Origin of the sequence: Alkaliphilus metalliredigens QYMF, assembly GCF_000016985.1 — a bacterium.
Taxonomy (GTDB): Bacteria; Bacillota; Clostridia; order Peptostreptococcales; family Natronincolaceae; genus Alkaliphilus_A; species Alkaliphilus_A metalliredigens.
Window position 1 is genome coordinate 3,656,469 of record NC_009633.1, and the last position, 25,478, is coordinate 3,681,946.

General features: G+C 37.1%; 21 protein-coding genes and 1 other RNA gene. 2 read left to right on the forward strand and 20 right to left on the reverse strand.

Annotation, left to right across the window (positions count from 1 at the left end; all coding sequences use genetic code 11):
• Positions 1-104: 104 nt before the first annotated feature.
• Both AMET_RS17510 and AMET_RS17515 read left to right on the forward strand, forming a co-directional pair.
• Positions 105-1,376 (forward strand): sensor histidine kinase, encoded by a 1,272-nt coding sequence (locus AMET_RS17510; protein WP_012064649.1) that lies wholly within the window; start codon positions 105-107, stop codon positions 1,374-1,376.
• Between the two features lie 124 nt (positions 1,377-1,500).
• On the forward strand, positions 1,501-2,754 hold the full coding sequence (locus AMET_RS17515) for a sensor histidine kinase (RefSeq protein ID WP_157047286.1): 1,254 nt from the start codon (positions 1,501-1,503) through the stop codon (positions 2,752-2,754).
• A gap of 172 nt (positions 2,755-2,926) precedes the next feature.
• On the opposite strand, the gene AMET_RS25930 is transcribed toward AMET_RS17515, so the two are convergent.
• The 20 genes from AMET_RS25930 to AMET_RS17605 all read right to left on the reverse strand — a co-directional run bounded on the left by AMET_RS25930 (position 2,927) and on the right by AMET_RS17605 (position 25,405).
• Complete coding sequence (locus AMET_RS25930) at positions 2,927-3,082, reverse strand: hypothetical protein (protein WP_012064651.1); 156 nt, start codon at positions 3,080-3,082, stop codon at positions 2,927-2,929.
• Positions 3,083-3,418: 336 nt separating this feature from the next.
• Positions 3,419-3,774, reverse strand: a transfer-messenger RNA (tmRNA) gene (ssrA, locus tag AMET_RS25160).
• Positions 3,775-3,792: 18 nt separating this feature from the next.
• A complete protein-coding gene (gene smpB, locus AMET_RS17520) occupies positions 3,793-4,266 on the reverse strand; it encodes an SsrA-binding protein SmpB (protein WP_012064652.1) in 474 nt (157 codons plus the stop codon).
• A gap of 106 nt (positions 4,267-4,372) precedes the next feature.
• Positions 4,373-5,059: a TrkA C-terminal domain-containing protein gene (locus tag AMET_RS17525; RefSeq protein WP_012064653.1), complete on the reverse strand. Its 687-nt coding sequence runs from the start codon at positions 5,057-5,059 to the stop codon at positions 4,373-4,375.
• Positions 5,060-5,201: 142 nt separating this feature from the next.
• Positions 5,202-7,322, reverse strand: coding sequence for a ribonuclease R (gene rnr, locus AMET_RS17530; protein WP_012064654.1), 2,121 nt, complete (start codon positions 7,320-7,322; stop codon positions 5,202-5,204).
• 300 nt (positions 7,323-7,622) lie between these two features.
• Complete coding sequence (locus tag AMET_RS17535; protein WP_012064655.1) at positions 7,623-7,934, reverse strand: DUF1294 domain-containing protein; 312 nt, start codon at positions 7,932-7,934, stop codon at positions 7,623-7,625.
• Between the two features lie 110 nt (positions 7,935-8,044).
• Entirely contained in the window at positions 8,045-10,060 is a 2,016-nt protein-coding gene (locus AMET_RS17540) for a sodium-translocating pyrophosphatase (protein WP_012064656.1), read from the reverse strand.
• A gap of 69 nt (positions 10,061-10,129) precedes the next feature.
• Positions 10,130-10,363: a preprotein translocase subunit SecG gene (secG, locus tag AMET_RS17545; RefSeq protein ID WP_012064657.1), complete on the reverse strand. Its 234-nt coding sequence runs from the start codon at positions 10,361-10,363 to the stop codon at positions 10,130-10,132.
• Positions 10,364-10,634: 271 nt separating this feature from the next.
• Positions 10,635-11,927, reverse strand: coding sequence for a phosphopyruvate hydratase (eno, locus tag AMET_RS17550; protein ID WP_012064658.1), 1,293 nt, complete (start codon positions 11,925-11,927; stop codon positions 10,635-10,637).
• 26 nt (positions 11,928-11,953) lie between these two features.
• Complete coding sequence (gene gpmI, locus AMET_RS17555; protein WP_012064659.1) at positions 11,954-13,489, reverse strand: 2,3-bisphosphoglycerate-independent phosphoglycerate mutase; 1,536 nt, start codon at positions 13,487-13,489, stop codon at positions 11,954-11,956.
• A gap of 14 nt (positions 13,490-13,503) precedes the next feature.
• Positions 13,504-14,250, reverse strand: coding sequence for a triose-phosphate isomerase (tpiA, locus tag AMET_RS26635; protein WP_012064660.1), 747 nt, complete (start codon positions 14,248-14,250; stop codon positions 13,504-13,506).
• A gap of 12 nt (positions 14,251-14,262) precedes the next feature.
• Positions 14,263-15,462, reverse strand: a complete 1,200-nt coding sequence (locus tag AMET_RS26640) for a phosphoglycerate kinase (protein ID WP_012064661.1) — start codon at positions 15,460-15,462, stop codon at positions 14,263-14,265.
• A 140-nt stretch (positions 15,463-15,602) separates the two neighbouring features.
• Complete coding sequence (gene gap, locus AMET_RS17570) at positions 15,603-16,613, reverse strand: type I glyceraldehyde-3-phosphate dehydrogenase (RefSeq protein WP_012064662.1); 1,011 nt, start codon at positions 16,611-16,613, stop codon at positions 15,603-15,605.
• A gap of 35 nt (positions 16,614-16,648) precedes the next feature.
• The gene (locus AMET_RS17575; protein WP_012064663.1) at positions 16,649-17,677 is read right to left on the reverse strand and encodes a sugar-binding transcriptional regulator; all 1,029 of its coding nucleotides are present in this window, start codon (positions 17,675-17,677) and stop codon (positions 16,649-16,651) included.
• Between the two features lie 244 nt (positions 17,678-17,921).
• Complete coding sequence (gene rpoN, locus AMET_RS17580) at positions 17,922-19,304, reverse strand: RNA polymerase factor sigma-54 (protein WP_242661317.1); 1,383 nt, start codon at positions 19,302-19,304, stop codon at positions 17,922-17,924.
• A 251-nt stretch (positions 19,305-19,555) separates the two neighbouring features.
• Positions 19,556-20,500, reverse strand: a complete 945-nt coding sequence (locus AMET_RS17585) for an ABC transporter permease (protein ID WP_012064665.1) — start codon at positions 20,498-20,500, stop codon at positions 19,556-19,558.
• Complete coding sequence (locus AMET_RS17590) at positions 20,500-21,609, reverse strand: ABC transporter permease (protein ID WP_012064666.1); 1,110 nt, start codon at positions 21,607-21,609, stop codon at positions 20,500-20,502. Before AMET_RS17590 ends, AMET_RS17585 begins: the two co-directional genes overlap by 1 nt.
• Positions 21,602-23,137, reverse strand: a complete 1,536-nt coding sequence (locus AMET_RS17595) for an ABC transporter ATP-binding protein (RefSeq protein ID WP_012064667.1) — start codon at positions 23,135-23,137, stop codon at positions 21,602-21,604. The genes AMET_RS17590 and AMET_RS17595 overlap by 8 nt, the downstream gene beginning before the upstream one ends.
• 17 nt (positions 23,138-23,154) lie before the next feature.
• Complete coding sequence (locus AMET_RS17600; protein WP_242661319.1) at positions 23,155-23,916, reverse strand: radical SAM protein; 762 nt, start codon at positions 23,914-23,916, stop codon at positions 23,155-23,157.
• Positions 23,888-25,405, reverse strand: a complete 1,518-nt coding sequence (locus AMET_RS17605; protein WP_012064669.1) for a YjjI family glycine radical enzyme — start codon at positions 25,403-25,405, stop codon at positions 23,888-23,890. The genes AMET_RS17600 and AMET_RS17605 overlap by 29 nt, the downstream gene beginning before the upstream one ends.
• Between the last annotated feature and the right edge of the window lie 73 nt (positions 25,406-25,478).

Genomic DNA, 25,478 nt, shown 5'->3' on the forward strand with positions numbered 1-25,478 from the left:
TGAGTATATTAAATTTTTTAGTGGATACAAAAGGAATTACAAGAAAAATGTAGAAATATATCATTTATTGCACTTATTTTTTAAAAATGAAAAGAGGAAAGTTAATGATTATAGAATTTATTAAAATGACCCCAGTAGCCTTCTTGATTACAAGCACCTTTCTTGTTATTTTCTGTCAACTTTCAATTTCATGGAAGGACAACAAGAAAAAAATTATTTTTGCAATATTCACAGTAGGCTTACTTCCTCTTATTCTATCAATGCATGGCTATCCCTATAGAATGATTTTGTCCCATATTAACGATATTATTTGGTTCAAGTTCTTATTTGGCAAAAAATTTAAAGACATCGTAGTGCTTTTTTATACTGCATTTGTTTTTTTTATACTTGTGGATATTCCCATTTCAATTCTATTTATACATTTTCTAGCCATTGAGACGGCAAGCATTCCTTACATTGCCTTTATTTTGATCCATACAACTTCTTTTGTTGTTATTTCAATATTATGCTGGATATTACCGATTCGAAAGTTCTATATTCAATACAAGTTTACACTGGAAAGGTATTTTCCAATATTACTAGTTTTTATATTGAACATTTATTTCTTAAACTCTTTAATGTATTCCTATGACTTTATGGATGCTATACCTGCATTTATGATAGCATTACTGACAGCAATAATTATTTTTAGCTTTTTACAGGTGATGGTGGAAGATCGGGAAGAAAAGATTTTAATTCGAAGCTACGAACAGCAAAAATCCTTAGTGTTACCTTTGATTGAGGAGATAAGAAGTAAACAACATGATTTTAAAAATCACATTACTACTATTTATGGATTTAGCCAGCAAAGCAATTCTAATATTAGTCAAAATATTCAAACCTATATAGAAAATCTCAATAAACACCTGAAGGATGTAGATATTTTTTTTCATATAGAAAACAATGTCATTAGTGGTATTTTGTATAGTAAACTATGTGAAGCAGAATCCAGGTACATAGATTTACATTATGAAATTCCCCCTTATGAGATTCCATTTCCCTTAACTGATTATGAATATGTGGCAATACTGGGGAATGTTTTTGATAATGCTTTTGAAGCTCCTATGAAATCAGAGGATAAAATGAAAAGAATAATCTTCAAACTTATTGATGATGGTAATTCATCTGTTTTGGAAATATGGAATAATGGCACACCTATTAATTCTAAGGACATGTCTGATCTTTTTAGAAAAGGTTATTCTACAAAGAAAAATAAATCTCAACGAGGATATGGTCTATATAATGTTAAGAGAATTGTTGATAAGTATAATGGAAATATTGAAATATTAACACAGAACAACCTTACTGGCTTTAGGATTTGTTTTCCTTCAAATTAAGAGCATTTAGTGCTTAGTATTAGGGATAGTAACTGTAAATATATTAGAAACTTGAATATTATTCTTATTTGGAAGATGGGTGTTTTACTTGCTGGAGTATTTAAAATATTTATTTGTAAATATAATGGAAAATGCTATTACTTTTATTATATTATGTCACTTTGCTATCCCTTGGAAAGAGAATAGAGGGAAGGTTTTATTCTCAATAGCATTTATGGGTATTCTTCCCACTTTTTCTTTTATGCATCAGTATGAGTATAGGATGTTTCTTACTCATATTAATTGCATTATTTGGATTAAATTTCTATTTAGGAAGACTATTAAGGATACGGTGGTTCAGTTTTATACTACATTCGTTTTAGGAATTCTTGTTCATGTGCCTTTATTATATGTCACTGCTTTCTTTATGCCTATAAATAATAATAAGGCGATTCCTTATAAGTTTTTTGTAGTAAATATTTCTATTTTTCTAGTAATAATTGTAATATTGTGTCGATTAATACCTTTAAAAAAACTATATAAAAAATATATTCCTATATTAGAAAAATTTTTCCCTTTTCTGTTAAGCACTGCATTGATTATATATCTTTTAAACACTTTGTTTCTATTGGATGTATATACCGACTTTTCAATATACTTTTTAGTGGTAACATTATTCGCTTTAATTACCTTTACCTTTATACAGGTCATGGTAGAGGATAAAGAAGAAAAGATTTTAATTAAATCATATGAACAACAAGAGTCTTTAGTCTCACCTCTAATTGAAGATATAAGAAGTAAACAACATGATTTTAAAAATCACATCACTACAATTTATGGATTTAGCCAGCAAAGTACTTCTGATGTCATACAAAATATTCAAATTTATATAGAAAGCCTTAACAAGCATTTGATAGATATCGACACTTTTTTACACATTAACAATAAAGTCATTAGCGGTATTTTATATAGTAAACTATGTGAAGCAGAATTAAAAAATATTGATTTGCAGTATAAAATTCCCCCTTATGATGTTCCATTTCCTTTGGCTGATTATGAATATGTATCAGTGCTGGGGAATCTTCTTGATAATGCTCTCGAAGTTCCTATGAAAGCAGATAATGAAAAGAAAAAAATTATCTTTAAACTTATTGATGATGCTAATTCATCTGTTTTGGAAATATGGAATAATGGTACACCTATTAACTCTAAGGACATGTCTGATCTTTTTAGAAAAGGTTATTCTACAAAGGAAAATAAATCTCAACGAGGATATGGCCTGTACAATGTTAAGAGAATCGTTGATAAGTATAATGGAAATATTGAAATATTAACACAGAACAACCTTACTGGCTTTAGGATTTGTTTTCCACAACAACATGAACTTTCATTGGCGTAAAATCATGTAAATTATATTTCTTTCAAACGAGCATTAAAGGGAGCCTAGGCTCCCTTTAATGCTCAAGTTCAAAATCTTCTATTATTGGCATTTTAGAATTGTTATCATTGGAATAATCATGATCTCCTAATGTTTCTTCAAACATAATCCTTCTAATGTATTCTTCTGATAATTAAGCATTAGTAATATCAGGTTCATATTTTATCTTTAAAAACTCTCCTTCCTTCTGTCTTTTAGGCTCCTCAATAACTTCTTTTGTAATATGCTGCTCTCTGACAGCTTCAATTTTAATTGCATGTTCATTTTTTTCAAATTGCACTTCTAGCACTTTACAATAAGAATTTAAATGAAATCAATAAAGGAATTAATAATATAGTTGCTACAATTGAAAAAGGCTTTTGTAATGAAACATTAATGAATAGATTAAATGAGCTTGAAAAGCAAGAAGAAATTGCTACTGTTGAAATCGAAAAATAACAAACGAAAACATACAGAAGATAAATCCTATTGTTTTATCTAATATTGTAAAACAGTTTAAAGCTAATTTAAGAGATAATGAAACTGAAGAAGTGAAAAACTTTATTCAATCTTTTGTGAAAGAAGTAGAAATAAGCAAAGACCACATCAATGTGGTCTTTGCTGTAAATAATATTGTGTTTTCTAGTGGTGGAGGCGAGGGGAATCGAACCCCTGTCCGAAGGCCCTTCACCATCAGCTTCTACGAGCGTAGTTGCTACTTTAGAATTTCGCTTTACCTAACACCTAGCAACGGGTTTTAAGATCAGCTAGTCACAATTGTACAACTTAAGGTCGCGACACCCCTTAAGACGTTCCCCACTAAGATGACGTTTCTGTCTAGACTGTGGGAAGCCTAGGAGAAACGAGCTGTGCTATTACGCTGCAGCTAGTGAATAATTATCGTTTGCGTTTGTATTTATTGCTCAGTTTGTTACGTGATCCCAAGCTAAACACGGCTCGCCACTAATGACTCTAAACCCCCGTCGAAACCAGTACGCCCCCATGATTTATTTAAGAGACTTATTCCATCCCTTTTTGACGTTGACCTAACTCTTTTTGAATTCGACGTTGTGAATCCTTCTTGGCCATATCCTGACGCTTATCATGAAGCTTTTTACCAACACCTACGCCTAGTTGTAATTTAACTAATCCGTTTTGTAAATACACCTTCATTGGAACCAGGGTATACCCCTTCTGTTGAACATATCCGATTAGTTTTCTAATCTCTGCTTTATGAAGTAGTAGCTTTCTGATTCTCAAAGGGTCTTTATTAAATATATTTCCCTGTTCATAGGGACTTATGTGAACATTATGCAAGTAAATCTCACTATTTTCAATACGGGCATACCCTTCCTTGATGTTGATCTTGCCCTGTCGGATAGATTTGACCTCTGTTCCAACTAACACCATTCCTGCTTCAAAGGTATCCTCAATTAAATAGTCAAACCTTGCTTTTTTGTTCACTGCTAGACTTTTCTGTCCTTTTTCAGCCATTTTATTCACCCTTTTTCTTCAATTACTTCATAAGCAACTGCTTAATATCATACCACATTCTAAGGTCTTTGTCAATTTCCCTAGTTTCTCAATCATTTTATCCTACTCAATTGTCTACATCATTTTGGTCTTTGACGATAAACTCTTTAATGTTTTCAATTTGTCCATATACCACAAGTTTATCCCCTGATTGAAAAACAAATGTATGCTTTGGAAAGTGTATCATTTTGCCTCCACGGTCAATGTTTAGTACTTGAATATAGTTTTGCTTTAGTCCTGATTTTTCTAATGTACTTCCTAATAAACCACTATCCTCGTCAATAATAAACTCTGCCACACCATATTCATCATTGAGGTTTAAGACCTCTTCTGCAGTCTTATATTTTCGATTAATATTCATTTGCTTTAACAATTGTCTTTCAATGATGGATTCAAATCGATGGAGGATGTACTTATTACGAAGAAAAAACAAAGTTAATAAGATTACAACACCGGCATAGGCAAAAAAATACACAAAGGATTCATTGGTCCTCAGAGCACTAAAGATGATACCAATAAATACAGCGGTTCCTACATAACTAATTAACATTAATACAAGGGCAATTTTTCTTCTGGTAGGGTGCTGGGTGATCAGTTCAGATTCTCTGGTTGTAAATCCTGTCCCTGTTAAAATTGAAACTACCTGAAACCTTGCTTTATCCATGTCTAATCCAGTAATCTTAAGTGCAATGGATAGTATCTCCACTACCAAAGCAATAAATATTAAAATAATAAACCCATAGGTGATTGTCATGCTATTTCCCCCTTGTACCCGTCCCTTATTATCATTATATACCATAATTTAATATTGAATAATTTTATTTAAAAAAATTCGTCTGATGCTATGGCATCGACTCATGGCGCACTTTAAAAAAGAATAATCGAGCTATACCCGATTATTCTTGTACTAGGTTGAAATCAATTTCTCTTTGTGCCACAGTCACTTTGGCAACTTGAATCTTGATTTCATCTCCGATTCTAAATGTCTTCTTTGTTCTCTCTCCTATTAATGAATGACTTTCACTATGATAGATGTAATAGTCATCGGCTAAGGAGCTGAGGCGAATCATACCTTCGATCGTATTACCTAATTCAACAAACATACCGAAGGATGTGACTCCAGAAATAATACCTTCGTGGATCTCTCCAATCCGCTCTGCCATGTATTCGCACTTTTTCAGATCCTCTGTTTCTCGCTCTGCTTCATCTGCAACCCGCTCTCGAGTAGAGGATTGCTCTGCTACTACAGGAACAGTTTGACTTAGCTTGTCAATTCGTTTTTGGCTTAATTTCCCCTTCAGTGATTCTTTGATGATCCGATGTATTTCTAAATCTGGATATCTTCTGATTGGTGATGTGAAGTGGGAGTAATAGTCAGCTGCCAGTCCAAAATGACCTAGGCTCTGTGCCGAATATCTTGCTTTTTTCAAAGATCTGAGCATTAGGGTGTTGATGACTGTTTCTTCTTTTTTACCTTTTATTTTCTTTAAAAGATCTTGGAGGGCCTTTGGATGTATTTCTGTTGTGAGCCCTTTCAAATGATATCCAAAGTTATGAATAAATTTATTGAACTCCTCTAATCTTTCGGCACTTGGATCCTCATGGACTCGATAGATAAAGGGAATATTCATCCAATAAAAATGCTCTGCAACAGTCTCATTACAAACCAACATGAACTCTTCAATAATACGATTGGCAACACGACGCTCTAGCTTTTTCACATCATAGGGACGTCCTTTGTCATCTAGTAACACCTTTGATTCATCAAAATCAAAATCAATGGCACCACGCTCTTCTCTTCGCCCTCTTAGAATAGTTGCTAGTTTTTCCATCCATTGAAAATCTTGAACTAAGTAATCGTATTTTTGTTTTAATTCTGCATCATCATGCTCTAAAATATCTGATACCTCTTCATAAATCATTCTTTCATCAGTCTTAATGATACTCTCAACAATTTCATGTTTGACAACTTTTCCATTTGAAGCCACTTCCATAAAAACAGATAACGCCAGTCGGTCTACCTTTGGGTTTAAGCTGCAAAGTCCATTGGACAGCTTACGAGGTAGCATTGGAATCACACGGTCTACTAAATAGACACTGGTGGCTCTTGCTAGTGCTTCTTTATCTAGGGCTGTCTCCTCACGAACATAATGGGTGACATCTGCAATATGTACCCCTAGACGATAGTTGCCCTCCTCTAGTCTTTCGATAGAGACTGCATCATCTAGATCCTTGGCGTCTGCCCCATCTATGGTGACCATCTGTAGATCTCTTAAATCCACGCGATCTTTCTTTTCGGAATCTGGGACTTCATCTGGCAAGTCTTTAATCTCTGCTTCCACTGCCTGTGGAAAATTAGGGTTCAATTTGTGTTTTCTCATAATGGCTAGAATATCTGTTCCTGCATCATCCTTATGTCCTATGATTTCAATTACTTTTCCTTCAGGATTTCTCCGAGCTCCAGGCCATTTGGTAATTGCACAGACAACCTTATCGCCATTCTTAGCGCCATTTGCTTCACTCTTAGATACAAAAATATCAACATTAATTTTCACATCATCTGCTACCACAAACCCAAAACTTCGACTATCTTCATAGGTTCCCACAATTTCTTCATTGGCTCGCACCAGTATTCGTATAATGTCTCCCTCTGATCTTTTGGATTGAGTTGTTGGTACACTAACTCGGGCAATGACACGATCATTATGTAAGGCGCCATTCATTAGGTTAGCAGGCACAAAGACATCATCCTCTTCAGGATTATCTGAAATGATAAATCCGAAACCCTTTACATGTCCTTGTAGTCTTCCCACAATCAGCCCCATTCTCTCAGGTACACCAAATCTTTTTTTACGTGTCTTAATAATGAAACCTTCCTGTTCCATCTCGTCTAAAAGCTTGGAAAAGTCTTTGGATTCACCTTTATTAATGTCTAATGACTCCATCAACTCATTTTCAAGCATCGGGCTGTAGGCTGACTCCCGCATAAACTCTACTATTTTATCTTTAATTGTCAATTTTCAACCTCCTATCTTAATTCATCCTTGCCCCTCTAATCTGATATACACTCTATACATGATGGTGATTTAATAAAGTGCCTATCTAAAAGTGAAGGACTTCTATTTCACTATCTTTAGTATTATACCCTTCTCAATGCATTCATTAATCATTTTTCAAAGATAAACAGAAAATTCCTGTTTATCTGGTGTTCTTTTCTACTGTCAAAATGTTCGCATCTCTTATGGCTTCTTATGTATTTTGACACTTTTCCCGGGAAATGAAAAAAACTGTTGCATTGTGTCGTATTTCATGAGGATTTAGGATTGTCTAAGGGAATAGTAAATGAGCAGATGCATGATTTGATTCAACAAGTAAATACAAGGAATTCCCATGGTAAATTTCTTTTTATGGGTTTTATGCTTTAAGAGTACCATTCCAATCAACACACCTGCGCCTCCACCCGCCAAAGCCATTAATAGCAAACTCACCTCCTTGATACGCCATTCTTTTTTTTCTGCCTTTCTTTTATCGATGAACACTAAAATAAAGGAACTGAAGTTAATCAGTAGTAAATAACTTCCGTAGATAATCTCACTTGTACTGTACGCACTGGCAAATTCTTTGATCATAACATTTCCACTCCTTTACACCTTCACCTTTAATAAAATAAGTATTCTATCATAGGGCACACATAAAAAGAGCCCTTAACCTCAAGGATTAAGGACTCTTAGTTTTTAGTTTACTCGAAGAATTTTCCTAACAATCCACCATATCGTAAGAATAATGGTGCGAACACAACTGACACAATTGTCATTAACTTAATTAGGATGTTAATTGAAGGTCCAGATGTATCCTTAAATGGATCTCCTACTGTATCTCCAACAACTGCGGCCTTGTGAGGTTCGCTACCCTTTCCACCGTGATGTCCTTCTTCTATATACTTTTTAGCATTGTCCCATGCACCACCAGCATTAGCCATCATAATCGCCATTAATACGCCAGCAACTAGGGCTCCTGCAAGCAATCCACCGACAGCTTCTGTTCCTAAAAGTACACCGGTAGCGATTGGTGCCACTACAGCTAGTACGCCAGGAATAATCATCTCTCTTAATGCTGCTGCTGTACTGATATCTACGCATTTAGCGTACTCAGGTGTTGCAGTTCCTTCCATAATTCCAGGAATATCTCTAAATTGTCTTCTTACTTCTTCAATCATTTCAAAAGCAGCTTTTCCTACTGCTTCCATTGTTAGAGCAGAGAATAAGAATGGCAGCATTCCACCAATTAACATTCCCGCAATAACAGAAGGACTTGTTAAGTTGATGATTTCTAAGTTTACTGCTGCTGTATAGGTTGCGAATAATGCAAGTGCTGTTAGTGCAGCAGATCCAATTGCAAACCCTTTGCCAATGGCTGCAGTTGTGTTTCCAACAGCATCCAGCTTATCTGTAATTTGTCTTACTTCCTTAGGAAGATCACACATTTCAGCAATTCCACCAGCGTTGTCAGCGATGGGCCCATAGGCATCTACTGCGATGGTCATACCTGCTGTGGCAAGCATTCCTACTGCTGCTAAAGCAATACCATATAATCCAGCTACACCATGTGCAACTAAGATACCAACCGCAAGGATTAGAATTGGCCATGCTGTAGAAGCCATACCCACTGCTAGTCCACTAATAATGGTTGTTGCTGCTCCTGTTTCACTTTGGTCAGCTATTTTTTGAACGTGCTTAAATTCTGCAGATGTGTAAATTTCAGTTACTTGTCCAATGGCTAATCCTACGATTAATCCTGTGACAACTGCTAAAAAGCCTGTAATCGAACCTAATAGCATTTGGCTTAAAAAGTAAGCCGCAATAACTGTGATCCCACCACTTACATATGTCCCCATTTTTAAAGACTTATGAGGGTCACTATTTTCATCACCTTTTACAAAGAAAGTTCCTATGATAGATGCAATGATTCCTATAGCTGCTAATAATAATGGAAATAATGCTCCGTTTGATCCATATGCTAATAATCCTAAAGCAATGGCAGAAATAATTGACCCAACGTAAGATTCAAATAAATCGGCACCCATTCCAGCAACGTCTCCTACATTGTCCCCAACATTATCCGCAATTACCGCTGGGTTTCTTGGATCGTCCTCTGGAATTCCTGCTTCTACTTTACCTACTAGGTCTGCACCAACATCCGCAGCCTTAGTGAAAATACCGCCACCCACACGGGCAAATAGAGCAATTGAAGATGCTCCTAATGCAAATCCAGTTATGATTTCTGCAGCTTCCACGGCATCTCCAGTTACATTAGAGATCACTAAGTATAGTGTTCCAATCCCCAAGAGTCCAAGTCCAACTACTGACATTCCCATTACAGCGCCACCTGAAAAAGCAACACTTAGTGCTTTGTTCATACCACCTACTCTAGCACCATTGGCAGTACGTACATTTGCCTTTGTTGCCACTTGCATACCAAAAAATCCAGCTAATGCTGAAAATAGTGCACCTATTAAGAAACAAATTGCTGTCCACCAGCCAATTGCAAGTCCTAATACGACAAATAGTACAACTACAAAAATAACAAGACTCTTATACTCTCTTGTTAAAAAAGCCATGGAGCCTTCTTGAATGTAGGAAGCGATTTCCTTCATTCTGTCAGTGCCCGCTTCAACCGCGTTGATTTTCCCCGCAAGGATGTAAGCGAAAATTAGTGCTATCACACCTACAATCGGTGCCAATATCAAGTAGTCCATTTATTATGTTCCTCCTGTTATTTACTTTTTTATTTAGTCCTTAGTCTTTATTAGTCTTCATAATGCTCATTATTGAATTGTAACTAATAAAACCGCCACAACGATAAACATCACTGCACCCACTTTTGTGACTTTGCTCAGCATTCCTTCATAACCTTTACCTTTTTTACCCCACATTTGCTCAGCGCCTCCGCCTCCTGAAATGGCTCCAGAAAGACCTGCACCTTTACCAGATTGCATTAAAATACTTCCAATAAGTACTAGGCTTGCGATGACTTGAAGAATCATTAAAAACATTCTCATATTTTTCCACCTCCTATCAAGGGATTGACATACATATTTTAACATAGTAAGCTTACAAAAATCAACCTAATTATTCATTTTACATAACTAAAGCCAATAATAGGTAAATACCAATAAAGAGTATTTTTACTCATTATTGGTATTTACGGTGATTTTTATTCTGTCATTATTGAACATCATTCATAGGTTACTCTCTAAAATAAGCACACGCACCTAGTTTTAGCATGATGGCAACTATTTTAGTTACTCATCACTCATCTTAATATTAACACTATTTTTTAATATTGTAAAACACTTCGTTTCCAATATATTGTCCAGTAAATCCTAGCATATCTTCAATTCTTAATAACTGATTGTATTTTGCTACTCGATCCGTTCTTGCTGGTGCACCGGTCTTAATCTGGCCTGCATTAACTGCTACAGCTATGTCAGCTATGGTTGCATCCTCAGTTTCACCAGATCTGTGTGAGATGACTGTGGTATATCCTGCTCTTTTGGCCATTTCAATGGCATCTAATGTTTCTGTAATGGTTCCAATTTGATTTAATTTCACTAAGATTGAATTGGCTGTTTTTGTTTGAATTCCCTTTTTTAGTCGTTCTGTATTTGTAACAAATAAATCATCTCCAACGATTTGAATGTTATCTCCAAGTCTTTCAGTCATGACTCTCCAACCTTCCCAATCGTCCTCGCTTAGACCATCTTCAATTGAAACAATTGGATACTTCTTCACTAAGGCTTCATAAAAGTCTACCATCTCTTCAGCCGTTTTAGTCACACCTTCACCTGTTAATTTGTATAATTTTTCATCTTCGTCATAAAACTCTGTTGCTGCAACATCCAAGGCTAACTTGATGTCCACCCCAGGCTTATATCCTGCTGCTTCGATTGCTTCCATAATAATTTGTAGTGCTTCTTCATTGGAGGATAGGTTTGGTGCAAATCCACCTTCATCACCTACACCTGTGGCTAATCCCTTGCTTTTTAAAACATCCTTTAGATTATGATATATTTCCGTACCCATTCTTAATGCTTCCTTAAAGGTTTTAGCACCAACTGGCATCACCATGAATTCTTGAATATCCACATTATTATCAGCATGAGAACCACCGTTTAAGATATTCATCATTGGTACTGGAAGCTGCTTTGCGTTAACGCCACCTAAGTATTGGAATAAAGGAATGTCTAAGGCTTCAGCAGCTGCCTTTGCAACAGCCATAGAAACTCCTAAAATTGCATTGGCTCCAAGTTTTGCTTTATTGGGTGTACCATCTAAATCAAGCATTATTTTATCAATAGCCACTTGATCTAATGCATCTAATCCTGTAATTTCTGGAGCAATGATGTCATTTACATTTTCTACTGCCTTTAACACACCTTTTCCTAAGTAACGTCCCTTATCTCCATCTCTTAATTCTACGGCTTCAAATGCACCAGTGGATGCCCCTGAAGGGACAATGGCTCTCCCCAAGACACCACTTTCTAAGTATACCTCTACTTCAATTGTTGGATTCCCTCTTGAATCTAATACTTCTCTTGCATAAACATCACTAATAATTGTCATGTGTTTCTCTCCTCTCAAATTTCCAATTATTTTTTAATTAAGCTCTTCCCAGTCATTTCTAGTGGCTTTGATAAGTTCATCATCTCTAGTAGAGTAGGGGCAATGTCACACAACTTCCCATCGTCTCTTAAAGATGTTTGTTCTTCTCCTACTAGGATTAATGGTACAGGGTTTATTGTATGGGAAGTTACGGGTCCACCTGTCACTTCATCAATCATTTCCTCTGCGTTTCCATGATCTGAAGTCACAATGGCTTTGCCACCCTTTTCAATTAGTTTATCAATAACCTTACCTAAGCATTCATCTACTGTTTCTAATGCCTTGATCACAGCAATTTCGATTCCCGTATGGCCAACCATGTCAGGATTAGCGAAATTAACCACAATAAAGTCATATTGATCTTTGTCTATTTCTTTTATTAATTCTTCTGTTAGCTCATAGGCACTCATCTCTGGCTGCAGGTCATAGGTTGCTACCTTAGGAGAGGGTACAAGTTTTCGTTGTTCTCCTATATTTGCTATTTCCACACCACCGTTAAAGAAGAAGGTCACATGTGCATATTTTTCCGTTTCTGCCATTCTCAACTGCTTTATGCCTTGCTTTGATATGTATTCACCTAATGTGTTTGCTAAGCTTTGTGGCGGATATGCTACCTCTGCATTTTCAATGGTCTTATCATATGAAGTCATGGATACAAAGTTTAAGGAGAAGTATCCTTTTTCTCTTTTGAATCCTTCGAAGGTTTCATCCATTAGGGCTCGGGTCATTTCTCTGGCACGATCCGGTCTAAAGTTAAAGAAAATGATGCCGTCATCAGGCTCTATGAGTTCAAACTCTCCCTCATCATTTGGAATCACAGTTGGGATTACAAACTCATCTGTTTCCTTTAATGAATAGGCCATCTCCACTGCAGTGATTGCCCCTTCAGCTAGTCTTCCTTTGCCCAGAGTCATGGCATCGTAGGCCTGCTGTACTCTTTCCCATCTTTGATCTCGATCCATTGCATAGTAGCGTCCAGAAATGGTAACGATTCGTCCCACTCCAATTTCTGCTATACTGGCTTCTAGGCTTTTGATATAATCCAGACCACTTTGGGGTGGTGTATCTCTCCCATCAAGAAAGCAATGAAGGCAAACTCGCTTTAGCCCTTCTCGTTTCGCAAGCTTTAGTAACGCCACAATATGATTCATGTGACTATGTACGCCTCCGTCTGAAACCAGACCCATGAGATGTAATGCTTTTCCACTGGTTTTTAATTTTCTAAGTAGTTTTAAAAAGTGCTCATTTTTAAAAAAGTCTCCAGTTTCTATGGCTCGAGAGATCCGCGTCAATTCCTGATAAACAACTCTTCCAGCTCCAATATTCAAATGTCCTACCTCCGAATTACCCATTTGACCTTCAGGTAGCCCGACTGCTAAACCACTGGCTTCAACTTCCGTATGGGGATATTGACTCATCAACCTGTGGTAATTAGGTAAGTTGGCCTTCTTCACTGCATTGCCCAACTCACCTTCTCGATTTCCTAAACCATCTAATATCACTAATGCAACAGGATTTTTCATTTATCTCTTCCTCTCTAGAAATTCACAATTCCTAAAAATGCATCTGCTTTTAAGCTAGCACCGCCTACTAGGGCACCGTCAATGTCTTCTTCATTCATGATTTCCGTGGCATTTTCTGGTTTCACACTACCACCGTACTGAATGCGAACTGTCTCTGAAATTCCATCGTCATATTTTTCTTGGATTAGCTGTCTAATATAGGCAATGACATGGTTGGCATCCTGTGAAGAAGCGGTCTTGCCTGTTCCAATTGCCCAAATAGGCTCATATGCAATGACAATATCCTTCATGCTATCTGGTAAAATGCCTTCTAAATCTATGGTTATCTGATTCTTGATTACATCAAATGTTTGGGCTGCTTCTCTTTCTTGTAAGGTTTCCCCCACGCATAATATTGGCATTAATTTTTGTTCTAAAGCCTTCTTTATCTTTTTGTTGACGGTTTCGTCGGTCTCGTTAAAGTATTGTCTTCTCTCAGAATGTCCAATGAGGATGTAATCCACACCAAGCTCCTTAAGCATTTCTGCAGAGATTTCTCCTGTGAATGCGCCATTGTCTTCCCAATGCATATTTTGGGCCCCAAGCTTTATTTTAGAAGCGCCCAAGGCTTTTTTCGCTTCACTTAATGCAGTGAATGGACAGCATAAAACCACTTCCACATCAGTTGTCTCCGCTTGATCCCGTATCTCATTGATAAACTGTAATGTTTCAGCTACGGTTTTGTTCATTTTCCAGTTACCTGCAATAATTGGCTTACGCATACTATACGCCTCCTATTTATTTTCTAACACATCAATACCAGGTAGAATCTTTCCTTCTAAGAACTCTAAAGACGCACCACCCCCGGTAGAAATATGACTCATTTGATCTGCAAATCCCAATTGCTCTGCAGCCGCTGCACTATCGCCACCACCTACTATGGTGATTGCATCATTCTCTGCCATGGCTCTTGCGACTTCTTTTGTTCCAACAGCAAATGCTGGCATTTCAAACACACCCATGGGTCCATTCCAAATAACTGTTTTGGCTGTTTTTATTTTTTCAGTAAATAAAGAAATTGTGTCCTTCCCAATGTCTAATCCCATCATATCCTTAGGCATGCTCTCAATGGAGACAGTATCATAGGTTGCATCAGCTTTAAATTCTCTAGCAACCACGGTGTCAATTGGCAATAATAAGTCAACATGATTGGCTTGGGCTTTCTTAATTAACATCTTAGCTAAATCAACTTTCTCTGCCTCTAATAATGATGTTCCTATCTCATATCCCATTGCTTTTAAGAATGTATAGGCCATCCCACCACCAATTAACAATACATCTACTTTGTCAATTAGGTTTTCTATGACGCCTATTTTATCTGACACTTTAGCGCCACCTAGAATGGCTACAAAGGGTCTTTCAGGGGCTTCTAAGGCTTTCCCCATGAAGTCTACTTCCTTTTCAATCAAAAATCCCATGGTTGCAGGTAAAAATTTAGCTACCCCTGCTGTTGAAGCATGGGCACGATGGGCAGTTCCAAATGCATCGTTTACATAAAGATCCGCTAATGAAGCTAATTCCTTAGAAAAGGCTTCCTCGTTCTTTTCTTCTTCTTTACGATAACGTACATTCTGTAATAAGAGGACTTGTCCTGGAGCCAATTGCTTTGCTAACTCCTTTGTTCTCTCTCCAATCACCACATCATCATCTGCAAAAATAACTTCCTTTCCAAGTAGCTGACTGATCCGATCCGCCACTGGCTTTAGGGAAAATTTTGCCTGGGCCTCTCCCTTGGGTCTGCCTAGATGAGACATTAAAATAACAGCAGCTTTATTTTCTAACAGATATTCAACCGTTGGCATGGCTCCTCGGATCCTAATGTCATCGGTTATCTTTCCCTCTTTATCCATTGGAACATTGAAGTCACAACGCACTAATACTTTTTTACCCTCAATCACTTGGTCTTTGACGGACTTTTTATTTAACATTGACATGAATACGCCTCCTTTAACAAGATTGCATGATTAATTTTACCATATTTTTCATTAAAGTAAAGTTGTTTCAAGCCTCTCCCCCTAAGTAAAAAAGCCCAGTCCCATAGTTAAACTATAAAACCGGACTTGTTTTCAGTAGACTATAAACCTTTTGCTACAACATAGCTTACCAAATCAACAGTTCGAGCTGAATATCCCCACTCATTGTCATACCATGCAATGATTTTTGCCAAATTTCCGTCTAATACCTTCGTAGACAACCCATCGATGATTGAGGAATGCGAATCTTGTTTGAAATCGATTGAGACTAAAGGTTCTTCCGAGAATGCCAAAATACCCTTCAAGCTTGTCTCTGCGGCTTCCTTTAATGCCTTATTTAATTCCTCAGTGGTTGTTTCTGTATTCAGTTCAACAACTAAATCCACTACAGAAACAGTTGGTGTGGGTACACGCATTGCCATCCCGCTTAACTTTCCTTTTAATTGAGGTAGCACTAATGCCACTGCCTCTGCTGCACCTGTTGTTGTTGGAATAATTGATTCACCCGCTGCTCTGGCTCTTCTCAAATCTTCATGAGGTAAATCTAGAATGTTTTGGTCATTTGTATAGGCATGAATTGTTGTCATCAACCCTTTTTTAATCCCAAATTTTCCGTCGATTACTTTAGCAAAGGGCGCTAAGCAATTTGTTGTACAGGATGCATTTGAAATCACGTGATGATTTGTAGCATCATAATTTTCTTCATTGACACCCATTACAATGGTAATGTCTTCTTTTTTAGCTGGAGCAGTAATAATTACTTTTTTAGCCCCGGCGGTAATGTGCTTAGAAGCAGTTTCCTTTGTTCTAAAGATACCCGTTGCTTCAATAACGATATCTACACCTAGTTCTTTCCAAGGTAGTTTTTCAGGATCTCTCTCTGCATAGATTTTAACTTCTTTTCCATTAATGACAATGGCATCTTCTTTGACTTCAATTTCCCCTTGAAACTTACCGAACAAACTGTCATATTTCAATAAATGCCCTAGTGTTTTGGCATCTGTCAAGTCATTGATTGCCACAATTTCCCAATCCCTTTTCTCTGCAAAGGCGATCTTAAATGCATTTCTTCCAATTCTTCCGAATCCATTAATTGCTACTTTTACACTCATTTTGCAACCTCCTAATATTTTCTTTTTATTTGATGCTAGTATTGACTGTTTTTTAGAATTTCTAAGGCAGCGGCTTCATCGGTGACTAATGTCATATTCTTTTTCAGGTGAGAAATCGCTAAAATCGCCTCTACCTTTCCAACTCCCCCTGCCACCCCAATGGCATTTGGGATCTGTTGAAACTCTTGAAACTTGATCCCTATAGAATTTGTCTCATGGACAATTTCTCCATTACGATTGAAATAATATCCAAAGGCCTCTGAAACTGCCTTTAGTCTTTCTAGCTTTTTTACTGTTTCATCAGGTAGTTCTCTTCTCTGGGCCATTTTGTCTGCTCTACCAATACCAAATACCAGTAAATCTGCTGATTTGATAATCCCAATCACCTCTTTGATCTCCGGATCCTGTAAAATACTTTCCAGGGCTTTTTCCCCTAGAGTATCCGAGGCATGAAGTAGACGATAATCGGCATTTAGCTGTCTGGCCATTTCTGCAGAAATTGTATTCGCTTGATTCTCTACCTCTCTGCCTAATCCACCTCGAGCTGGTACAACCATAATACCCTTATGTTTTGACTGTCTGGGAATTTTTTTACCCACTGCAGCCATCGTTGTCCCACCAGTGACACCTATTATAGTGTTGTCCTTTGCAAGCTTTTCTATTAATTTTCCGGCTATTTTTCCTAGGTCCTCTAGTACATATTCATCTTCCTCTAGGTTTCCCGGGGTAATCAGTACCCTGTCAATGCCAAGCTTTACTCTCACCTTTTCCTCTAGGTCTACAATGCCTCTAGTGGTGTACAATAGTTCTCTTAACCCTTCGATGACCTCTTCTCCTTCCGAGGTAACCGTCATGCCTGCAGTGCTTACTTCAATCATGTTTTGATCCTTTAAAAAGTCTGTTTCTGCTCTGACAATTCTTTCACCAATCTCTATTTTATTGGCCAAAACACGCCTCCCAATAGGTTGAAAAAGATGAATATTTCTCAGGATATTGTATCTTTTATCTAATGTTTCGAAAATTTCAGGTGCAATTTTCTTTTGTAATTGGATCATTTTTTCCATAAGACACCTTCCATTTCTTTGTCCCGGGACTTAATTAGTCCCTATGCATCAATTTAAGTCCCTCTGTAGATAAAAAAAATGACCTCTTTTAAGGTCATTATACAATATGTTATTTATGTTTTCAACTATTTTCTGTTAATTTTTTCATATTTCGTAGGATTATTCTTCAATTGAGGCTTGTGTGAAAAAATCCTTCCCCTTTATCCCGATGTTAATTGTAAAAGAGGCACTCTTCTCTTTAACATCAATAACGCTTGCGCTTTGAAGAGGAGGGGATTCTCAGGTCGTCACGATATTTGGCCACAGTCCTTCTAGATAAATGCATGGCTCTCGTTGCCAGTTCTTTAACAATTTTATCATCACTTAATGGCTTTTTTGGATTTTCTTTTTGAATAATTTCACTGATAAAGGCTTTGATGGTTTTAGATGAAGTCCCTTCAACGCCAACGTCTCCTCCTACACCACTGGTAAAGAAATATTTCAATTCAAAAATACCAATAGGGGTTTCTACATATTTACCGTTGGTGGCACGACTGACCGTAGACTCATGGACATCAATCTCTTCAGCTATTTCTTTTAAAGTCATAGGCCTTAAGTGCTTTTTGCCATGCTCAAAAAAGGAACGCTGTTTACTCATAATACTCTCTACCACTCTGTAAATTGTGTTTCTCCGCTGTTCAATGCTTTTGATCAACCATGCTGCAGCGTTGAATTTATCATTTAAAAACTTCACAGTCTCGGAATTTTCACATTCATTTGTCATCAGTTTTTGATAATCCTGTCTAATGGTCAATCGAGGTGCACTATAATCATTTACAATGATGACATATTCATCATCAATTTTTTTCACTACAACATCCGGTATCACATAGCTAGATTCGTTTGTTGCAAATTCCCTTCCAGGTTTTGGCTCTAGGGTTCTAATAAAGTCACAAATTTCTTGAACTTTATTAACAGAAATCTTCATTTTTTTTGCAATCACTGGATATTTATTGGAAGCCATGAGCTCCAAATATTTCTCCACGATATCATACACCCGTTGATCTTCTATTGCTAAACTGTTGAGTTGTAATGTCAAACATTCTGTTAAATTTCTAGCTGCCACTCCTGGGGGTTCGAATGTTTGAATAATGTGTAATACATCCTCCACAAGGTTGATTCCCACCCTCAGATCCTTGGCAATTTCCTCAATTGAAAGGGTCAGATATCCATTTTCATCAAGATTACAAATAATATACTCTCCGATTTCATTGTATTCTCTATCTAACAGGGTTACGTGAAATTGAAATAATAAATGTTCCTGTAGGTTTACATCACTTGAGATAATATTTTCATAGTTAAATTCATTTTCATCGGAATGGGCATATCCTTTTGAATAACCATGATTTTGCATATCTTTAATATACTCTTTCCAGTCTACTTCTTTCTTTTTATCCTCAATTCCCTTATCTAGCTCACGACCTGGTTCCTTTTCATTACTCAATTCAAGAACAGGGTTCTTCTCGATCTGATCCTGAATATATTGATCTAATTCAATTGTTGGAAATTGTAAAATCTGGATCGCTTGTTTTAACTGAGGTGTCATAATTAACTTTTGAGACTGTTCTAATTGTAAATTATATCCCATTCTCATTTTATCACCCTTTTATTGTCATTTATCTTCATTTTCCACAATATACCATATATGCCATTTGGAAATCCTAGGTGCCAGCCTAGATTTCCTCTGAATTAAGTCTTGTTTTCTAGATTAATTATATCATTTAATGAAAATTTAATAAAGTTATTTCTGTAAAATATCTGGATTTGGCATATTTTTTGCAAACATAAAAGGGATCCCCTTAGCTAGACTAAGAGAATCCCTTTTTAAAGCTGTGATCCCTATCGTTCTCCTTTATCATAGGCTTTCCCCGCTGCCTTTGGTCCAACGGATTGGCTACTAAATATGACAAGGGCTACAATGGTTAATAGATAGGGTAACGCAAAGAAAAATTCATTGGGAAATCTACGTAAGGCCGAAAAGCTGTTAGAATAGATACTAAAGATCCTGGAGAATCCAAAGAATAGGCTTGCACCAAGAATTCCAGCGGGTCTCCATCTCCCAAATATGAGTGCTGCAAGGGCTATAAACCCGGTACCACTGATACTCATTACAGTGTATTGGGTATCTTGGGTTAACACGAGGATTCCCCCACCAAGGCCTGCTAGGGCACCTGAGATCATTACCCCTATATATCTCATTTTTTTTACACTAATACCCATACTATCCACCGCATGAGGATGCTCTCCTGTTGCCCTGAGCCTTAATCCAAATGGCGTCTTATACAGAACATACCACCCAATTAAGACCAAGGCAAAAGCAAGGTATACTGTGGGATAGATGTTTCTAAAAAAGATATTTCCAATTACGGGTATATCACTTAATACAGGATAAGTGGTTTTTCTAAAGCTATTGGTAAAGTTGGCTGTTCTTTGTTGCCCAAAGATGATCTGTGCCAGGTAAATGGTCCCACCGGTTGCTAATAAGTTTATTGCGGTTCCTGATATAATTTGATCGGCATTCAAGTTAATACTTAAATATGCATGAATGATTGACACTAATGTACCCAATATCATGCCGACTACAAGGGCTAACCAAGGAGCAACGGGCGTATTTCCTAAAAAAACAACTGCTGTGGCAGCTCCGAAACCACCAAACATCATTAACCCTTCAAGTGCAATGTTAACGACACCACTACGTTCTGAAAACAATCCGCCTAAGGAGGTTATAATAATTGGAGTGGAAAAAATAAGTGTTAAGACCAACATTGAATAAACTGTATCCATTATTTTTTGGCCTCCTTTACTTTAACTTTTTCTAGTACTGATTTAATTCCATAACGCATGGCTATGAAAATAACAATGGAAGCGATAATGATAATTGCAATGTCTCTAGGAATCCGATTGATTTGCATAATAGGCTGTGCTGCTTTAAGCGCTCCAAATAATAAGCCTCCAAGAACCGATCCCAATGCAGTACTTCCGCCAATCAGCGCCACGGCGATCCCATCAAATCCATAGTTTTCAAAGCTACCTAAAACACGGCCATACCCAAATGTTCCAGCTACTAGAATGGCTCCTGCAAGTCCTGAAAAAGCACCTGCAATGGTCATGGATAATGCTGCATTTCTTTTTACTTTCATTCCCGCATAACGAGAAGCAAATGGATTGTATCCAACTGCCTTTAATTCATAACCAAATGTTGTTTTTTCAATAATAAACCAAAACGCAAGGGCTGCTAGTATCACAACAATAAAACCATAATGTAATCTTGAATTATTGGTGATTCCAGCCAAAAATTCACTTTTCAACAAACTGGCTTGTGGAAAGTCTGCAGTTCTGGTACTTGTACTGTCTGGCATCGCCTTTATAAAATAGTTTGTCATATATAGACCCGTATAGTTAAGCATGATTGTGACCACAACCTCATGGACATTGTACTTGGCTTTTAGTATACCTGGAATAAATCCCCAAAAAGCCCCTGCCAATGCGCCTGCCAGTATCACAGCTGTTACAAATAGGATTCTTGGTAAGTCAAGGGTCAAGGCCGCATAGGTGGCTGCTAATGCCCCTACCATGACCTGTCCTTCTGCACCGATATTAAATAGACCCGTTCTAAATGCAAAGGCCACAGATAATCCAGTCAGGGTGATTGGCATCACGTAGACAAAGTACTCTCCTATATATCTTGAATTAAAGACTTCTCTATCTGTTCCAATATTATTGATATTAATTCCAGTGACTGCTCTGATCAGTGAGACAAATAGATCTTTGGGATTTAGTCCCGTAAAAAGCATGACGATTGAACCCAGTAAAAATCCTAGTAAAATGGCGATAATCGGAATCAGGAAACGGTGATTTTTATCATTTGAAATAAAGGCTTTTATCTTATTCATCAGAAACCACGTCCCCCTTCTTAGAACCTGCCATCATTAAACCAAGTTGATTTTCATTAATCTCATCAGCCTTTACGATCCCCACGATTTCTCCTTCGTAAATCACAGCGATTCTATCAGAAAGATTCAGCACCTCTTCCATCTCAAGGGACATCAAGAGTACTGCCTTTCCACTATCTCTTTCCTTTACCAGTCGTTCATGGATATACTCGATGGCGCCTACGTCAAGCCCCCGGGTTGGCTGTGCTGCGATCAATAGGGCTGGAGATCGTTCTACTTCCCTAGCAATAATTGCTTTTTGTTGATTTCCTCCGGACATCCCCCTTGCCTCAGACAAACTTCCCTGTCCACTACGGACGTCAAATTCATCTATGAGGGTATCTGAATATTTTCTAATTTCATCAAAATTCAAAATACCATTCTTGGAAAATGGTTCCATAAAGTACTTTTGTAAAACCATGTTTTCTGCCAATGTAAAATCTAGAACGAGTCCATATTTTTGACGATCCTCTGGTATATGTCCGATTCCTTTTAATGTTCTATTTCGGGTGCTTTCATTTTCAATGGAAACCCCATTGAAAATAATGGATCCACTTTGAATTTTCCTAAGACCTGTTATAGCCTCAATTAGCTGTGATTGTCCATTTCCATCGATCCCCGCAACACACAGGATTTCACCTGCACGAACTTTTAAGCTTAGACCTTTGACTGCATCTAATTTACGGTTGTCCTTTACAACTAAGTTCTTAATCTCTAACACAACATCAGTGGGCTTGGCTTCGTCTTTTATGACTTCAAAGCTCACCTCACGACCCACCATCATCTCGGCCATTTTTTCTTCGTCTGTATCAGAAACTTCAACCGTTCCAATATACTTACCTCTACGAAGGACTGTACATCTATTGGCTACTTCTTTAATCTCTCTTAACTTATGTGTAATTAAAATAATGGTTTTACCCTCTTTGATGAGCTCTTTCATTATTTTCATTAAATCTCTAATCTCTTGTGGTGTTAAGACCGCTGTTGGTTCATCGAAGATGAGGATCTCAGCATTTCGATATAGCATCTTCAGTATTTCTACTCTTTGTTGCATTCCTACTGATATATCCTGAATCTTTGCGTTAGGATTTACCTTTAACCCATAACGCTCACTGATCTCCGTTACTTTATTTGTTGCTTTTTTAATGTCTATTCTTCCAAAAGATTTTTTAGGCTCCATGCCTAGAATAATGTTTTCTGTTACTGTAAAGTCCTCAACTAATTTGAAATGCTGATGTACCATTCCGATTCCATAGTCATTGGCAGCATTTGGGTTGTTGATTTTCACTTCTTCTCCATTGACTTTAATGGTTCCTTCTTCTGCTTGATAAAGACCAAATAAAATACTCATGAGTGTTGATTTACCAGCGCCATTTTCACCAAGTAATGCATGAATTTCGCCTTTTTCAACTTGCAATGTTACATTATCGTTTGCCTTAATACCAGGAAATTCTTTTGTAATCCCTAACATCTCAATCGCATACGCCATGGCTTTTCTCCTATCTTTTAGAATATACTCATTACATTTTTGACACCTATCGACTTTGCTAGGTTTTCAAGATGGACCATTTCTTTTGTGGAAGGAACAAAACCTTGAACCAATTCTTTCTGGTTCAGGGTTAATCCTCTATGGTGTACCCTTATTAATTTATAAATGACATCATCATATTTTCTTAAACGCATGGATACTTCCTTCACGGTACTTTCGAGGTCAATATACTCATTGATGCATACAGTTCTCACTTCTTCGACTTTGTTTAATTTCAGTAGATATTCTAGGTTATCAAAAGAGTTGACTTGTTTTTTTCTAGTCACCTTTTCTAGGTTGTTAATCCCTTTAATATCAAATAAAAATTTATCGGTTATTGGAATCAATGCTTCCATTTTTTCTAGATTGAACAACCCATTTGTGTCGATATAACAAGTCAATCCGAGCTTTTTAACTTCACCAAAGAGCTGGGTTAAATACGTACTATATAGAGTTGCCTCCCCCCCCGAGACGGTAATTCCTCTGATATAGGGCCCATATTTTTTAATGATACTTAAGAGCTCTTTTATCGTATAATTTGTTTCCTGGGTTTCTTCACAGGGTAATTTGATCGTTTCTGGATTGTGACAGTAAACACAATTTAAATTACAGCCTTGAACAAAAATACTTGTTCGATTTCCCCTACCATCTACATTGGAAAAGGGAATGATCTCATTCACTGGAAGGGTGATTTCCTGAATCTCCATACTTTTACGTTCTTGTCCTTCTGTTAAATACATTGGCATTGTCATCTGTACCCATTCCTAACATAGCAGTATTTCTAAGCACTACTTCATTGGCTCTTGCTTTTTCAACCTCACTACGTTTGACTAAATACCCTGTTACTCTAATTAAATCGGAATCTTGTAAATAGGTTGTGATATAACGATATCCTTGATTAAATGCACCTTCAATGATATCTACAACCGCATCTAAATTATTTAAATAGGTTTGATCAAAGGCAAATAAGTCTCCGACTCCCGAGGGAAAGTACTGATGAAATTGAGCTGATTGTGTTAAATGTAGGGGGAGAATTGGCTCATCCCCCACAGGAATTCTGTGGGCTGGGGTATTTTCTTTATCAGCCTGACTTAAACTGGCACCCACCTGGGCATGTAATAAATAATGATTGTTTGTTCTTTCACAATAAGGGGCTTTATGATTGTTCACAGCTTGTTCTAATGTGCTTAAGATTTCATGAGCAATTTTATCGCCGTCATCTGATTGTCCAAACTTTTCATCCTTGTTCTCAATTTCAAGGATGTGATTCACAGCCTCTGCCAATCCTACTATGGCAAACATTGCTGTGAAATTTTCGCTGTTAATAAAGCCTTCCTTTTCTAAAAATGAGCTCTCAAAGAAATTGGATTCTTCAACAATAAATTGGATTCTTTTATCCATCATTGAAAACATCGTTTTGGATAAATAAGGTAGGGCTTCCTTGATCAATCCTTCTCTTGAATCACAAGATTTGGCAATGGTCCCTAATCGGAGTCTTAAAAGGGTATAGGCGCCACCACCAATAGGAAGGGCATTATAGCAGCTTACAATCCCATGTTCTCCTACATCCTTAATATAGCCTAGATCATTAGAAAAGGAGGGCTTAGCGGCCAACAGGGCTGCTTTTACCGCAAGTCTTGCAAATTCTCTTTCGGTTATGTCTTGATTGTATTTAATGGTCAAATTAGGTGTGGGGTTTTTCAACGCCATAACAGCCTTTAAAATCAACGCCCCTGCTCTAGTGGCCTTAGGCCCAATGTTCCCATGGCAAAATGAGTCAGGAACCGTTTTATCTATGTGATTTAAAAATCTTTTGATTTTTATATAATCTTCATCTTCATTTGTAATAAATGGTTCTATTAATTGATCTAATTGTCCAACAAAAACCGGGAAGCTTGTGATAGACGGCACATGGCTGTATAGAATCAGGAGTCCATCTAATAATTCATCTATGTCAGTTGGGGGTTCCAATTCTAAATATTTGCAACCTTTTTCACTAAATACTGCGTAATCCGGTACAATGTATCTTGGTCTATACACGCCGTAGCCTTCATTTAAATCACAGATCATACTATTTTCTATTGTCTGCATTTCTTCAGTTGTATAGTGTAATACCTCCATTGGATCCACAATTCTTTCGGCAATATTCGCTAAAATATGGTGTTTTTGTTGATAATTCAAATTTTTACTTTTGATTGTTTCTAGTATTTCACTTTGCTTTGCTTTCATCTTCTAACACCTCTTATTTTATGAAGTCTATATGGTTTAAGTAAAAAAAACCAAGACTATAAAATCTTGGTTT